At 57.4% G+C, this 15,476-nt stretch carries 12 protein-coding genes; 6 read left to right on the top strand and 6 right to left on the bottom strand.

Features of this window, described 5'->3' with window-relative positions:
- Nucleotides 1–7: 7 nt before the first annotated feature.
- The 5 genes from pyrF to leuS all read right to left on the bottom strand — a co-directional run bounded on the left by pyrF (nucleotide 8) and on the right by leuS (nucleotide 6,143).
- Entirely contained in the window at nucleotides 8–733 is a 726-nt protein-coding gene (gene pyrF, locus K5845_RS14120; RefSeq protein ID WP_046476932.1) for an orotidine-5'-phosphate decarboxylase, read from the bottom strand.
- A gap of 51 nt (nucleotides 734–784) precedes the next feature.
- On the bottom strand, nucleotides 785–1,783 hold the full coding sequence (locus K5845_RS14115) for an adenosine kinase (protein ID WP_046476934.1): 999 nt from the start codon (nucleotides 1,781–1,783) through the stop codon (nucleotides 785–787).
- A 63-nt stretch (nucleotides 1,784–1,846) separates the two neighbouring features.
- A complete protein-coding gene (gene holA, locus K5845_RS14110; RefSeq protein WP_046476936.1) occupies nucleotides 1,847–2,887 on the bottom strand; it encodes a DNA polymerase III subunit delta in 1,041 nt (346 codons plus the stop codon).
- A 60-nt stretch (nucleotides 2,888–2,947) separates the two neighbouring features.
- Nucleotides 2,948–3,541: an LPS assembly lipoprotein LptE gene (locus K5845_RS14105; RefSeq protein ID WP_082101009.1), complete on the bottom strand. Its 594-nt coding sequence runs from the start codon at nucleotides 3,539–3,541 to the stop codon at nucleotides 2,948–2,950.
- Nucleotides 3,528–6,143, bottom strand: a complete 2,616-nt coding sequence (gene leuS / locus K5845_RS14100) for a leucine--tRNA ligase (protein WP_287959280.1) — start codon at nucleotides 6,141–6,143, stop codon at nucleotides 3,528–3,530. The genes K5845_RS14105 and leuS overlap by 14 nt, the downstream gene beginning before the upstream one ends.
- A gap of 297 nt (nucleotides 6,144–6,440) precedes the next feature.
- Between leuS and K5845_RS14095 the strand changes: the two genes are divergently transcribed.
- The gene (locus K5845_RS14095) at nucleotides 6,441–7,502 is read left to right on the top strand and encodes a Fic family protein (protein WP_287959279.1); all 1,062 of its coding nucleotides are present in this window, start codon (nucleotides 6,441–6,443) and stop codon (nucleotides 7,500–7,502) included.
- A 39-nt stretch (nucleotides 7,503–7,541) separates the two neighbouring features.
- On the opposite strand, the gene K5845_RS14090 is transcribed toward K5845_RS14095, so the two are convergent.
- Nucleotides 7,542–7,946, bottom strand: coding sequence for a GlcG/HbpS family heme-binding protein (locus K5845_RS14090; RefSeq protein WP_046476942.1), 405 nt, complete (start codon nucleotides 7,944–7,946; stop codon nucleotides 7,542–7,544).
- Nucleotides 7,947–8,055: 109 nt separating this feature from the next.
- On the opposite strand from K5845_RS14090, the gene K5845_RS14085 reads away from it, so the two are divergent.
- From K5845_RS14085 to K5845_RS14065, 5 genes are all read left to right on the top strand, one after another.
- Nucleotides 8,056–8,739: a YggS family pyridoxal phosphate-dependent enzyme gene (locus K5845_RS14085; protein ID WP_046476944.1), complete on the top strand. Its 684-nt coding sequence runs from the start codon at nucleotides 8,056–8,058 to the stop codon at nucleotides 8,737–8,739.
- Nucleotides 8,740–8,882: 143 nt separating this feature from the next.
- Nucleotides 8,883–9,794, top strand: a complete 912-nt coding sequence (locus tag K5845_RS14080) for a hypothetical protein (protein ID WP_046476947.1) — start codon at nucleotides 8,883–8,885, stop codon at nucleotides 9,792–9,794.
- Between the two features lie 224 nt (nucleotides 9,795–10,018).
- Nucleotides 10,019–11,248, top strand: a complete 1,230-nt coding sequence (locus K5845_RS14075) for an ammonium transporter (protein WP_287959278.1) — start codon at nucleotides 10,019–10,021, stop codon at nucleotides 11,246–11,248.
- 99 nt (nucleotides 11,249–11,347) lie between these two features.
- A complete protein-coding gene (locus K5845_RS14070) occupies nucleotides 11,348–12,571 on the top strand; it encodes an aminotransferase class I/II-fold pyridoxal phosphate-dependent enzyme (RefSeq protein ID WP_046476952.1) in 1,224 nt (407 codons plus the stop codon).
- A gap of 89 nt (nucleotides 12,572–12,660) precedes the next feature.
- Nucleotides 12,661–15,426 carry a DNA translocase FtsK gene (locus K5845_RS14065; protein ID WP_052743686.1) on the top strand — a complete coding sequence of 922 codons (2,766 nt, stop codon included), beginning with the start codon at nucleotides 12,661–12,663 and terminating at the stop codon, nucleotides 15,424–15,426.
- Nucleotides 15,427–15,476 lie beyond the last annotated feature (50 nt).

Below are 15,476 nucleotides of genomic sequence, written 5' to 3'. Positions count from 1 at the left end.
CAGAGTCTTAGGTCGCACTTCGACGCTCAAGGGCCGCAGCGATATGCGCAACGAAAGCCCGCGCCGCATCAGCTGGATCATCCGCCCGCGTAATAGGCCGCCCCACCACAATCAGATCGGCCCCTGCAGCGACAGCGCTGTCCGGAGTCATCACCCGTTGCTGATCGTCCAATGCGCTACCAGGTAAACGGATACCCGGCGTCACGATCAGAAAATCAGAACCGACCTCTCGGCGCACCATGTCCGCCTCTTGCCCCGAGGCAACGATACCATCGACCCCGCACGCACGTGCCAACTGCGCACGATGCAAAACAAGGTCTGCAGGAGAAAGCCGATTGCCCTGAATTTCGAGATCCGCAGCAGTGAGATTTGTCAGAACCGTAACCGCAAGCAGCTTCATCCCGCTGCTTCCCCGCCCGACCACAGCCGCGTCGAGCGTCTTGCGATCATGCCCGTGAATTGTGAGATACGTCACACCCAATTCGGCGGCATTGGCCACCGCACGTTCAACCGTATGGCCAATGTCCAGGAACTTCATATCAAGGAAGACTTGCTTCCCTTCTCTGATCAGCCGGCGGGCCAATTCCAGGCCGCCAGCCATCACCAGTTCCAGACCGATCTTATAGACTGAGACGTCGTCACCGAGCCGGCCGATTAAGTTCTCGGCCTCCTCGACCGTCGGAACATCGAGCGCCACAATGAGCTTGTTACGTGCCCGCTCCAAGTTTTCCATTTACGCTCCGAAGCGTCAGCCAACCACTGCCACAGTCTCTATCTCGCCCGCTCAGGCTGAAAGAGCCAACTCTCTTGCTAAAGTGCTGAGTTGAGTTTCCGGCCGCGCACCGACATGGCTGATAATCTCAGCTGCCGCACACGAACCAAGTCGGCCAGCGGTAGCAAGGTCCTTGCCCGTTGCCAAGCCATACAGGAAACCGGCCGCATAGAGATCCCCAGCTCCAGTCGAATCCACGAGCCGCTCAATCGGATGAACGGGGATCTCGATCCGTTGGCCCTTGGAGATGATGACCGATCCCTTCTCGCTGCGTGTCAGAGCAGCAAGCTCCGTATGGACGGCCACACGCTGAGCAGCATCCTCAAAATCTTCCGTCTGATAAAGCGATGTGATCTCATCCTCGTTGGCGAGCAGAATATCGATACCGTCACGGATCAGATCAACGAATTCGCTACGGTGACGATCGACACAAAAACCATCTGACAATGTCAGAGCCACCTTGCGCCCGGCACTGCGCGCAATCTCGACCGCCTGACGGAAAGCCGCTTTGGCCTCCGGCTGATCGAACAGATAGCCCTCAAGATAAACAATACCGGCAGCACGAATGGCGTCGGGATCAACCTCGCCCTGATCGAGGTCGGTGGAGATGCCCAGGTATGTGTTCATCGTGCGTTCGCCGTCTGGCGTCACCAGGATGAGACAGCGTGACGTCGGCGCCTTGCCGCTAACGGGTGAGCTGGAAAATTCAACCCCCGCCGCGCGAATGTCGTGCGCAAAGACCTTGCCGAAGTCATCATCAGCGACTTTTCCGATGAACGCCGCCCGGCCTCCGAAGGAAGCAATACCGACCATGGAATTGGCGACCGAACCACCAGAAATCTCAACGCCCGGTCCCATGTCACCATAGATCGCTGCCACCGTTTCCGCATCAACGAGGCGCATGTTTCCTTTCGGAGCTTCATGACGCGCCAAAAACTCTTCATCGCAGCGCCCAATAATATCAACAATAGCGTTGCCAATGCCGATTACGTCGTAGCGGAGTCCGGTCATGTTACCTCTCGAATTGTTTACGATTTGCGCGGCACTATAGGCACTCAGCTTCGCAGAGCAAGTTTAGCGGCCCGAATAACCGCTCGCACGCGCCAGCCGGGTCAGCGACAACACGAGGCGCTCAGCGACGATATCTTCCAGAGCACCATTGTGCCGCGCGGTCTTGGCCGCGGCTTGAATCGCCCCAAGAGCCTGCGCCAACCGCTGCACCGTCCACATACGCGCTTGTGCCGTGAGCGCATCTTTCTGCTTGAAATGGAGCGGTGGCCGAAAACTCCGCATGACATCGGCAACGGGCCGGCCGGCATCAATCTGCGTACACACGCGATGCAGTCGCATAAAATGCCGTTGGAGGGCGAGGATGATAGCTTGCGCGCTTTCTCCTGCGGCTATCGCCCGACTGAATTCATTGACAGCCCGGTCACCTTGTCCACCCGCGGCAGCGAGCACAATACGATCAATTGTAAGTTCAGAGGCGTCCCCCACGATCGCCTCGACATCTTCAACTTCAACTTTGCCACGCCCCGAGCAATAAAGGATCAGCTTTTCTATTTCTCCGCGCGACATCGCCCGATCCGCGCCAAGCCGAGCAACAAGGCTGTCACGAGCCGGTGCGGAAATCGTCAACCCGGCCGCCTTCATCTCCTCATCGACCACCGCGCCAAGATCGCGTTCTTCATCCGGAAAACACGCGATTGCGGCCGCATGTGCAGGCTGCTCGAACATCTTTCGAAGCGCATCCGTCGGCTTCAGATTTCCTGCCTCTACGATCAAAACGCTGGGCAGAGCTGTCTCAGCGACAAGCGGTTTGAGCAGATTGGCGTTGATACGCCGTCCGGTGCTCGTACGAACGATTTTACGCCCGCCGAACATAGCGACCGTCAGAAGTTCATCCGCAAGACGACCTGGGTCTCCGTCCAGATCCATCTCATCAACTCTTAAAATTTCACCGGGTGGGTTTTCGCGCTTCGCCCATGCATCCGCGGCCTGTCGGGCGCGTTCCGAGACAAGCCCGGCATCCGTGCCGTAGAAGAGCAACGCCGTGATCTTGGCGTCGGGCGATTTCAGAAAACTCGCAGATTGATGACTTTTAATAGCGACCATAATCAACCGGCTCGCTGATCTGCCGCACGACAAACGAATAGCGTCCCGAAAAAACGGAACTTAAGCCTGTGTCGCAAGAAACGCTGACAACCGTGACTTCAGGTCGTTGCCCACAGTACCGGCGGCTCTGTCCTCCGCGTCACGACGTGCGCGAACGTTAGAGAAAATGGAGTCGAAACGCTCGAAACCGGCACGCCCATAGCTCGTGCCCGACAAGATTACCTTCTTATCCTTGAGGTGGATCAGCCGGAACGATGCATCAAGACTGTAGATCTGACCGCGAGAGTCACCACTACGCTGGACGAGCGTTGACGTTACACTTTCGCGAATAGCAATTTCCAAGCGATACTCCGGCGGCAAAGCGTTGCCGCCTCCTCGAGCCTGGAAGATCAGCTCGTTGCGAAGCTGCTGACCAACACGGCCTGGGATCGGTGCGATATCAACTTGCGCCAACCTCTCCGACAAACTGCCGGTGCCGTTCAAGTCTGCGTACATCGGACGAAAACCGCCGGGGCCACAGGCAGCAACCAGCGGCGCGATTAGTACCGCGACCGCCATCACTCTAAAAACCGACCGTCTGCTGCACATCCGGCTGGACTCTCCGATCCTGTCGGCGACCGAACCCGACGCACGAAGCGCCTCAGGCAACGACATTAACGATCCTTTGCGGCACAACTATAACCTTCTTCACCGGCTTGCCTTCTAAGGCGCGAGTAACCGGTTCCAAGGCCAAAGCGGCTGCCTCGATCTCTTCCTTGGAGGCGCTCCGCGCTATGGTAAGCTCGTCCCTCCGCTTGCCATTCACCTGTACGGCAATGGTCATAACATCGTCAACGAGCAAGGCCGGTTCCGCCACGGGCCAAGGTTGTTTGGCCAATAAGGTGTTGTAACCGAGCCGCGCCCAGCATTCCTCCGCCAGGTGTGGCATCATCGGTGCAATCATCTGCACCAACAGCTCTGCCCCTTCCCGCAGGGCCCAATCGAGCCCGTCTTCCGACTTCTGTAGGGTCGAACTGAGCACATTAGTAAATTCGTAGAGCGTCGCCACAGCAACGTTAAACCGCAGCCCCTCGATGTGCCCGCCTACACTATGAAGCGTCTTATGGGCCGCCCGGCGCAATGCGATCCCCTCGGGGCCGAATTCAGGCATGACATCCGCGCGTTGCGGCGTTTTTTGCGCGATCTCGTCGATCAACCGCCAAGCGCGTTGCACGTATCGGCGGGCCCCCTCAACGCCGACCTCCGTATAGATCACATCGCGCTCTGGCGGACTGTCCGACAGCACAAACCAACGAGCCGTATCCGCGCCGTACTCGCCAACAAATGCGTCGAGATCGACGACATTTTTCTTCGACTTCGACATCTTCTCGATGGGCCCGATCGTAACGGGGTTCGCACTCACCGCGTGGCGCGCAGCTCGGTTTTTACCGTCGCCATCAATCTTCACCTCATCCGGTGACAACCATTCGCCGTTCTGCGACTTGTACGTTTCGTGGGTCACCATGCCTTGTGTGAACAGCGCGCGGAACGGCTCTCGCAACTGCCCTATGCCTTGGCCAGCATCCGATATCGCTCTGAAAAAGAAGCGAGAATAGAGCAAGTGCAAGATCGCATGCTCAATCCCGCCAATGTACTGATCCACAGGCAACCAGTACTGCGCAGCGCGCGCATCCACAGGCGTGTCCGCATCAGGCGCAGTAAAGCGCACGAAGTACCACGATGAATCGACGAACGTATCCATCGTATCGGTTTCGCGCACAGCCGGCCCCTGACACTTCGGACACGTGACGTGCTTCCACGTCGGATGCCGGTCCAACGGATTACCCGGTTTATCGAACGTTGCATCTGCTGGGAGCTCCACCGGCAGCTGATCAGCGGGTACCGGTACCGCCCCGCAGCTCTCGCAGTGAATGATGGGGATCGGGCACCCCCAATAGCGTTGCCGCGAAATACCCCAATCACGCAGGCGGAAGTTGACCTTGCGCTCACCAACCGGCCGCCCCCCGATCGTCATAGCGCCGAGGCGGTCCACAACTTTCTCGAATGCAGATTTGGGATCTAGTCCATCGAGGAAATCGGAATTGATCATCGTGCCGTCACCATCGACGGCCTCATCACCGATCGCGAAGGTCTCGGCATTCTCGCCCGGCGGCAAGATCACGGGTCTGACCGGCAGATCGTATTTGCGGGCAAAATCCAAGTCGCGCTGGTCGCCCGAAGGACAGCCAAAGATTGCGCCCGTCCCGTAATCCATCAACACGAAGTTCGCGACCCAAACCGGCAACAACCAATCTTTGTCCAGAGGATGCTGAACGCGGAGTCCGGTATCGAAGCCCTTCTTCTCCGCACTTTCCAACTCAACGACGGAGGTTCCCTGGCGACGGCATTCGTCGCAGAACTCTTTGAGCTTTGGATTATCCGCAGCCGCGGCCAGTGCAAGCGGATGATCAGGTGACACAGCCAGGAAGGACGCACCAAACAACGTATCCGGCCGCGTCGTATAAACTTCGACTTCGCTAATGCCTTTGGGCGCGTTTGCTGGGTCAAGAGCCCAGCGCACCAACATGCCTTCCGATCGGCCAATCCAATTGGCCTGCATCAGTCGCACTTTTTCCGGCCACTGATCCAACGTATTGAGCGCTTCCAGCAGCTCATCTGCATATTCAGTGATCCGGAAGAACCACTGCGTCAGCTCCTTAGTCTCGACCAGGGCACCCGAACGCCACCCACGACCGTCGATAACCTGTTCGTTCGCCAGAACCGTGTGATCCACGGGATCCCAATTGACCTTTGCAGACCGTCTGTAGGCGAGGCCCTTCTTCAAAAGATCTAGGAACAGCTTCTGCTGCTGCTTGTAGTAATTGACGTCACATGTCGCGAATTCGCGCTGCCAATCGATAGAAAGCCCCATGGACTTCAGTTGCTGGCGCATCGCTGCGATATTGGCGTACGTCCACTGCGCCGGATGCGTTTTACGCTCCATCGCCGCATTTTCGGCCGGCATTCCGAACGCATCCCAACCCATGGGATGCAGGACATTAAAACCCCGGGCGCGCTTATACCGCGCGAACACATCTCCCATTGTGTAGTTGCGCGAGTGTCCAACATGGATGCGGCCCGATGGGTACGGGAACATCTCTAGAACGTAGCACTTGGGCCGTTCATCGTTGTTCGAGGCCGTGAAGACACCAGCCTCCTCCCACATCTGCTGCCAGTGCTTTTCGCGCGCAGGCGCGTTGTAACGTTCATTTCCCATGAGGCTTATCGGTCTCTTAACGGTTCGTTCAATGGCGGCGGTAATGAGCGCCAAACAAACCCGTCGGTCAAGGCGGGCAAACGGTGAAACTGGGAATTCGATAGGTCGAATGGACGGCGACGAAGCGACATATCCGCATGCGTGGGCGGATTTACAGGCCCTGAACTACGCAATCATGTCGATAAGTATCCCATTTCATCGACACATATATGTCTGCGCGTTGACGAGCCCCCACGAATATGTCGAGAAAAATTGCGTACGTCGACATGACCCTTCTGGCCCAGGTTATTCTGTCTCATGCTCGCCACCCCGGAATTCGCCTCCCCACCGCGCCCCGTGATTCCTCAGGCTGTTGAGCTCGAAACCCGATCAATCCTAAAAAAGTGCGTTGCAGCACGAACCGCCCTGGCCGACCTACGCTATGCCGGGAAGACATTTTCGGATCCTGCCGCCTGTGCAAGCACCTTCGCGCTTCTGGAAGCGAAGGACAGCTGCCAAATCGCGAACGTTGTAACGGCCATTGATCCGCTTTTTAAAGCCGCAAACGGACTGCGCGTCAAAGACGACGATGCCACGCGCCAAATTCTCCGGTGTCGGGCAGCCCTGATCGCCGCCGCGGCCGCGTCGAAATACCAGCGCCTTTCCATCGTCACCGCCGCAACCTTGGCACACGCGCTAACGTTGGAGGCCGGCTTCACACCACCAAGCGAAAATCGGCTCACGCATCTTCTGGCTGACTGGGCGCGCTTCCAGACCGAATCCGAGGATATCGACCCGCTGGTGCACCTCGCGGTCTCCCACTATCTCTTCACCTCCGCGCAACCCTTTGCCCTCGCAACGGGGCCAGCCGCCCGCATCCTGACTTTGATGAGCCTCTTGAACACTGGCCTGATTGATTTGCCAGTGCTTTACCTCAGCCGGCATCTCCTAGCGACCAAAGGCAGCTATGACCGCAGCCTCGCGAAGGTGACGGAAACCGGCGAGTGGGAACCGTTTTTGGACTACATGCTGACCGCCATCGAACAGTCTGCAATCTGGACCAATGGCAAGCTAAGAGCGACAAGAGCGATGATTGATATGACCGCCGATCATATCAAAACCTACGCACCGAAAATCTATTCGCCCGAACTCGCCGAACTCATCTTCATTGAGCCCTACACACGCATTCAGCATCTCGGGCGGTCGGGGATCGCCAAACGCCAAACGGCGGCCGTCTATCTGAAACAGCTCGCGGCCATCGGCATCCTCAAGGAGCATAAGGTCGGCAGGAGCAAGATTTTCATCCATCGCAAGTATCTCTACCTGATGGCGCGCGACGAAAATACGTTCACGCCTTACCCGCCGCCAACGCTCGGATAAGGCGTGCTTTTAAGGTCCAGCGTCCCCCACACAAACCGTCTAGCAGGTATGGGCTGCCGCACCCGCCTCGGCCACAGCCTGGTCCTGCGCACCGCTGCCGCCGCTGACACCAATCGCGCCGACAATGCTGCCATCGGAGCCTTTAAGCGGAATACCGCCTGCGAAAATCATCACGCGGTCTTGGTTCGACGCGTGAATCCCGAAAAACTGATCACCAGGCTGACTATTCCGCGCGAGCTCTTCCGTCGAAATATCGAACGCACGCGCCGTAAAAGCCTTGTTGATCGAGATATCGATGCTGCCGATCCAGGCTCCATCCATCCGGATGTGTGCGAGCAATTGCGCACCAGCGTCGACAACCGCAATATTCATGGGTTGTCCGATTTCTTCAGCCTTTTTCTCGGCGGCTTCGATGACACGTCGAGCATCCTTCAAGGTCAGCATGGCACGTCCTTATATTAAATGATGAAAATCGGGTCGGATGGACTACACCGCCCGGAAACGTGCTAGAGCCCCATTGGGTTCGAACATAGAAAGCTGACAGATCATCAAAATGACGACCGACGATACGATCTCCGCCGATCATCAAGGCTTACGCGCCGTCAAAGATAAGATCGCCGCCGCCGCGAAAGACGTCGGTCGCTCCCCGGCTGACATCGAGCTGATCGTCGTTTCCAAAACCTTCGGCCCAGACGAAATCCTGCCCGTTCTGAACGCCGGCCAGCGCCACTTCGGCGAAAATCGGGTCCAGGAAGCCGCCGGCAAATGGCCAGCCTTGCGTGACAAGTTCCCAGATATAACCCTGCATTTGATTGGACCGTTGCAGTCCAATAAAACCAAGGAAGCCGTCACGCTGTTTGACGCCATTCATTCCATCGATCGGCCCAAAATCGCCAAGGCTATTGCCGAAGAGCAAGCGAAGCTAAATAAGGAACTTCAGCTCTTCATTCAGGTGAACACAGGCGAGGAGCCTCAAAAGGCCGGTGTATTACCGCGCGATACGGCCCAATTCCTCGATCAGTGCCAAAACGAGTTCGGCCTCAAGATCACGGGCCTCATGTGCATTCCTCCTGTTGACGAAGAGCCTGCGGTTCATTTCGCATTTCTGGCCAAGCTGGCGCGCGAACTGGATCTCCCTGGCCTCAGCATGGGGATGTCAGGCGATTTTGAAGCCGCAGTGGAACTCGGCGCTACGCACGTTCGTGTCGGCTCAGCCATATTCGGCGCCCGCGTCTGAACACGTTCTAAACAACGCCCCGAGCAGAAGACCAAGATTCTTCTGAGGACGAGTTGCGCCTACGCGGTTGTATTCCCGACTGGAATGTTAGGCTCCACACTGATTCGAAAACTGTGCATGCGTTTCATGATATCGGAGGCCCCATGACTGAAGGCATCGCACAAAGCGTCGCCGCAGAAGCTGAACAAGCTGCCAACGAGGCTGCGCGCGAAGCTCGGGCCGAAGTTCTCGAGCGCAGCGCCAAAACCGAACCCGAAAAGAAGCCGTCTCGTCGCATTACCAAGGCTTCCACCTCGAGCGATACCTGGCAGAAGTTTGTCGTTGACGTCTGGCTGACTGACCTTAATCCGACAGAGTTCGGCATCTACAAACATTCCCGTAACCGCGCCAAATCCCGGCAGTTTTCATCGGACATGGATATCTACGCCGAGGTCATTGAGAATGGCGAGCGGACGGGTCTTCTCGGTTACCGCAAGGATCTCTGGAAAGACGCGAAGGGCATGGACCGCAGATTGGTCTTCAAGCTGTTCACGCCCAGTCTCAATTGGCGCGCAACGATGGACCTCATGGTCGGTCGCAGCCTGCAACTCACGTTGGGGGCTCGCGGTGTGCCGGTGATGGCCTATTCCATCAACACCCACGACGACAATTTCATGATCTATCTCGAACGATCGGCGCTCAAATGGCCGTTTCTTCCTGAGCACTTTTCGTTTTTCATCGTCAGTGATGGAACGCCCAAATTCTTCCGTCTTGAGCGGGCGCTCATCAACATTGGTGGCGACTACACGCTGTATGACGAGCACAACAAAGCCATCGGCTACATTGATGGCAAAATTCTTTCCATTGCCGGCAAATGGAAGGGCGCCATTCGCAGCGAACATGCTGACAAAAAGCTGCTGACTGTTATGAAACTGTTTTCCGGTCTCATCATCTTCAACCGGCAGGCACGCTGGCATATGTGGCGGCTTTGGCATGACGTGATCGATGGCCGGATTTCCCCAGCCCTCGAACGTCAGGAATCCGACCTCTATAAGAACCCTCGCCGCGTGCGCTAGTGCTCAAAATTTAGCCTTCAACACCCAATCAAGCGCACAAAAACAAATCAAAATAGAGGTGAAAAAGTAGGCGGAAGACTAAATATCGAGCAATTATTTATATTGCCCGCCTATACGGCAATCCTACCCTTGACCATTGCTTTGGCCACGTGCAATCAGCCGCCTTTCTGGGAAGCGAAATGCACGCAGAATAATCAACAAAGCTTTTTCAAGGGGTGGGCACCATGGAACAGTTACAACAGGGCTCTGACGTATTTTTCCTATTGATGGGCGCGATACTTGTATTCGCGATGCACGGCGGCTTCGCCTTCCTTGAGGTCGGTACCGTCCGCCACTTCAGTCAGGTCAATGCGCTCGTAAAAATCATGGTCGACTTCGCGATTTCGACCGTTGCTTATTTCTTCATCGGCTTTTGGATCTCTTACGGGATCACATTTCTGGTCAGTGCGTCCGCTTTAGCGGGAGGCGCCGAAGGCTTCGGCCCCCAGGGTCTGACGCTGGTCAAGTTTTTCTTCCTATGCACATTTGCTGCGGCCATCCCCGCCATCGTATCGGGCGGCATCGCGGAGCGTGCGCGGTTCGTACCCCAGTGCGCCGCGACGGCCCTACTCGTCGGCTTTGCCTACCCCCTGATCGAGGGAACCGTCTGGAACAACAACTTTGGGCTTCAAGATACACTCTTTGAAAGCATGCTCGGCGCCAACTTCCATGATTTTGCAGGGTCGATCGTTGTCCACGCATTTGGCGGTTGGGCAGCGCTCGGCGCTATCCTGCGCCTCGGCCCGCGGCGTGGTCGCTACGACCATCCTGGCGTTTCCGGAACGCCACCGTCATCGATCCCCTGGCTGGCCATGGGATCTTGGATGCTCTGCATTGGCTGGTTCGGTTTCAACGTCATGAGCGCCCAAAGCGTCGCTGCCATTTCCGGCCTCGTCGCCATGAACTCCCTGATGGCCATGGCCGGTGGGATCCTGGCCGCCCTCATCGTCGGCCGTAACGACCCGGGCTTTGTGCACAACGGTGCCCTCGCAGGCCTTGTCGCTGTGTGCGCGGGGTCCGACGTCATGCACCCAGTCGGCTCACTCGTCACAGGCGCAATCGCTGGCTTCATCTTCGTCCAGTTTTTCCAACTCGCCACCCAGCGCTGGAAGATCGATGACGTACTTGGTGTCTGGCCGCTGCACGGACTTTGCGGCCTATGGGGTGGGCTGGCTTGCGGGATCTTTGGAACGGAAGCGCTCGGCGGGATCGGCGGCGTGACATTCGCCTCGCAGTTTGTCGGCTCGCTCCTGGGCTCCGCTTACGGACTGGTCGCCGGCCTCATCGTCTACACGCTCGTAGACCTGATCTTCGGCTTCCGCATGAGCGATGAAGAACAACGCCGCGGCGCAGACCTGACGATCCACAATATCTCTGCCAATCCGGAACTCGACGTGCGCACCGGTCGCATTTGATCCCAAACGGCATTACAGGCAAAGAGAGGAGGGCAGACATCGTCTGCCCTCTAGTCTCATGTGCGAGCGTAGAAGCCGACCATGCCAGGGATTTTCTGAATGAATGAGCTGACCGGCCTTGAGCGCCTTGCATCAGGCGCCATCCCCTACCCTTTCAGCCATGTCCGCGAACTTCTCGCTCCCTTCCCGCCGGGCCGCGAACCCATCATCGATTTGACGTTGGGCGAGCCGCGCGAAACCATGCCGGCCCACGTGGCCGAAACCATTGCTGACGCTCAGGCACGTTTTGCGAACTACCCACCCATTCGTGGCACCGATGAGCTACGCCAAGCGATTGCCGCATGGATCGACCGTCGTTTTAAATTGAAGCCCGGGATCGATCCGGAAACGTCTATTCTCCCATGCAACGGCTCACGTGAAGGCTTGTTCTACGCCGCACTCCCTGCCGTCGGCCGCAAGCGGCAGCCTGAAGGTACGCGTCCCGCAATACTTATGTGCAATCCATATTACGCGGCATATATCGGCGCGGCCCTCGCCACCAACGCGGAACCGGTCTACCTCAACGCAACGAAAGCCACCGGCCAGCTCCCCGATCTTGAAGCATTAGCTTCAGAGGCGTCCCTGCTAAAACGCACCTGCGCGCTTTACCTTTGCTCGCCCGCAAATCCGCAGGGCGCCGTAGCCACGCCGGAATATATTGCGCGTGCCCTGGACCTCGCCCGGCGCTACGATTTCATGCTGTTCTTCGATGAGTGCTATTCGGAGCTTTATTCCGATGAGCCACCCGTCGGTGCTCTCACGGTTGCAGCCGCGACACCAGAACGTTTTCGCAACCTAATAGTTTTTAACTCCCTGTCCAAAAGATCGAACCTGCCAGGCATGCGCTCCGGCTTCATGGCGGGCGACGAAAAATTTCTCGCCTCGCTTGCGACAATTCGCAACCTTATCGGCCCACAAATGCCAGGACCGATTCAAGTTGCATCAGCGGCAATATGGGCGGACGAAACCCACGTAGCAGCTAACCGTCTGGCATATAAAAAGAAATACGACGTATGTGACGAGGTGCTCGGCACACGCTACGGCTATACCCGCCCGGCTGGCGGATTCTTCCTCTGGCTCGATCTCGGCAATTTTGGTGGCGGAATCGACGCTTCGGTAACCCTATGGAAACGTGCGGGTGTCAAGGTACTGCCTGGTGCCTATCTCGCTCAAACCGGTCGCGACGGCATCAATCCAGGCGCAGATTTCGTGCGCGTGGCATTGGTGCAAAGCCCGGAAACGATCAGACAGGCGCTGGAACGAATAGTCGATGTTTTCGCGTAGCGTTCGTCTGAGTAATGTTGCCCCAGTACCAGTACAAAAGTCATGTGAGTGAAACCGAGCGACTTCTCCCACAATCGTTGGAGAAACGTTTGCGCGGTGGTATTTCGCGAGTCTACGGCTTTGCCGTTCTCATCGTCCTCGCAGCCGTCTGGGCCAGCCTTATTAGCTGGTCTGCAGCCGATCCCAGCCTGACACACATTACGAGCGCCCCTCCCGCCAACGTCTTAGGCTATCCGGGTGCCATCCTTTCCGATCTTCTCCTGGAAAGCCTGGGCCTCACGTCCATCCTTGCGCTTCTGGCGCCGATGTTCTGGGGAACAGAACTCGCGCTGTCTGGCCGCATTCGCGACCTCCGGACAAAGCTGACTTTCTTTCCGTTATCGATCTTCACATTGGCAAGCGCCTTTGCCTCGCTGCCGCCACCCCAGGTCTGGCCAATGTCGCAAGGCCTTGGCGGCATTCTAGGTGACGCCATCTACGGCCTTTGCCACCTCATTCTGGCAACCTTGATTTCCCCCACGATCGCACCTGTTGCGGGCGCAGCACTGTTTGCAGCTGGCTTCGCCGCGCTCGCCTATTCAATCGGGATCGAACTCAAGGATATCTCAAAGGCGCTCAAAGCTGGCCTAAATGCCTTGACGCCCGTGACAACCACGGTTGAGACGCCGCAAGAGCCCAGTCTTACAGAACGCCGCGAGCCGAGTTTTTCTTCCGCGCCCTTTGCCGAACCAAGAGCCGAACCCGAGCTCGAGTCTCTGGCGCCGGAATCCGTGGACGAAGTGGAGGCAACCTTCACACCCGAACGGCCGGCAGCGCCCGTCCGAAAGCCAATGGCGCGCAAATCTAGAGACAACGACGCTCCTACGTTGATGCGTTCGTTTGACGAGCGCGCGCCTGCGCGTGAACAATCTGAGGACGAAGAGATCGATGACCTGCCGCCGTCTCTACGGCCTCAGGCAACAGAACCACCTGTCAAAAAATCCAAACCATCCTCGGGCTCATGGGAAACGGACACGCCGACGCAACGTGAGCCCGAATTCGATCTCGATACCGATGACGACAGCGCCGCCATCGCAAGACGTTTCGCGCCTGCAAACCGGCAAGGCAAAGGCTACGCCGCCTACGCCGAGCCGCCAACGACGGGAAAAAACTGGGAACCGAAAAAAACTTCTCGTGCGAAATCCTCTCCGACTCTATTCAGCGAGGAAACGTCCGAAATCGAAGTGAGCGACGAACCGACACTCGCCCCCACGCTGATGAAAAACGCTTCAGCCGCTGCGCGCGCAACCGCTTCGCCTGCGCGCAAACTCATGAAGTCATTCTTGCACAAGTCCTCAAGCGAAGACGACGAGGTCGAGCGTAACCGCACACGATCGACACCGGCGCCTTGGGAAGCTGTTCCAACCATCACCCCATCGCCAATCGCCGAGACCATTTCTACGGAAGAGGACACACGCAAACGCCGCCTAGGATCGTTGTGCTACAAACCCAGCGCCCGCATCGGCTATAAGCGTCCATCCGTTCACCTCCTTGATCCCGCACCGACGGGGCGACCCGGCCCTGAATTCACACAAACCGTGAGCCGAGCCCACGCCCGTATGCTCAAAGATGTCCTGCGAGATTTTGGCATTAATGGCGAGGTTCGCGAGATCAAGCAGGGGCCTGTCGTTAGCCTGTTTGAACTCGAGCCCCAGCGCGGCACAAAAACCTCTCGGGTCGTCGCACTCGCGGACGATATCGCACGCGCCATGTCTGTCCCCACGGTAAGGATTGCCGCGATGCCCGGCAGCAGCGCGATCGGCATCGAAATTCCCAATCCTCGGCGTGAAACCGTCCACGTGCGGGAAATCTTTGAAAGCGATACCTACCGCCGTTTCGATGGACCACTGCCTATTGCGCTTGGCAAATCCATAGAGGGTACGCCGGTCGTCGCTGACCTCACCCGGATGCCGCATCTACTCGTGACCGGACAGGCCGGCTCGGGAAAAACGGCCGCGCTCAATGCGATGATTCAGTCGATCGTGTATCGCCATGGTCCGGACGCCTGCCGGCTTCTGCTGATCGATCCGAAAATGATCGAACTGTCGAACTACAACGACGTTCCGCACTTGCTTGCACCTGTCGTCACAGATCCGCTTCAGGGCATCGCAGCCCTCGAATGGATCGTTGCTGAAATGGAAGAGCGCCACAAGCGGATGTCCAAGCTCTCAGTGCGCAGCATTGACATTTTCAACAACCGGGTAATCAACGCCAAAAAGCGCGGTGAGATGATCTCGCGCACGGTCAATACGGGATTCGATAGATCGACCGGTGAGCCCATCTACGAACATGAGCAGATGGACCTCGCGACGATGCCTTACATCGTTGTTGTGATCGATGAGTTCGCCGGCATAGCGCGCTCGGCGTCCGAAAAGTTCGAAGCTGCGTTCCGGCGCATTTCTACTATGGCTCAGCAAGCAGGGATTCACTTGGTTCTGGCGACAGAGGAAATGTCGCCAGACGTTCTCACCGACACGCTGATCAAAAATCTTCGCACCAAGATCTGCTTCAAAACGCCGACAAAAGCGGACAGTCGCTTTGTTCTGGGTGGCTCAGGCGCCGAACAACTCCTCGATCGAGACGATATGTTGCTCTCGTCCGGCAGTGGGCACTGCGCACGCATTCATAGCGCCCGAGTGGATTCTCATGAAGTCCAAGCCGTTGCTGAGTTTCTACGGTCGGCTGGCACAGCCGACTATGATGCGGATCTCATGGCTCGCATCGCTGGAGCTGAATCGGAGCCCCAACCAAGAGCCCCACAAGAAGATAACTATGCCCGCGCTAGCCGACCGCGTCTTTCTCCTCGCTGGGCTTGAACTATCGTAATCAGCTTTTTGACCGTGGTATATTTGCGTGTGGGCATCCT

It is taken from the genome of Filomicrobium sp. (genome assembly GCF_025698805.1).
Taxonomy (GTDB): Bacteria; Pseudomonadota; Alphaproteobacteria; order Rhizobiales; family Hyphomicrobiaceae; genus Filomicrobium; species Filomicrobium insigne.
The sequence above is the reverse complement of the archived record's forward strand: the minus strand, read 5'-3'. Positions and strand labels throughout refer to the sequence as shown.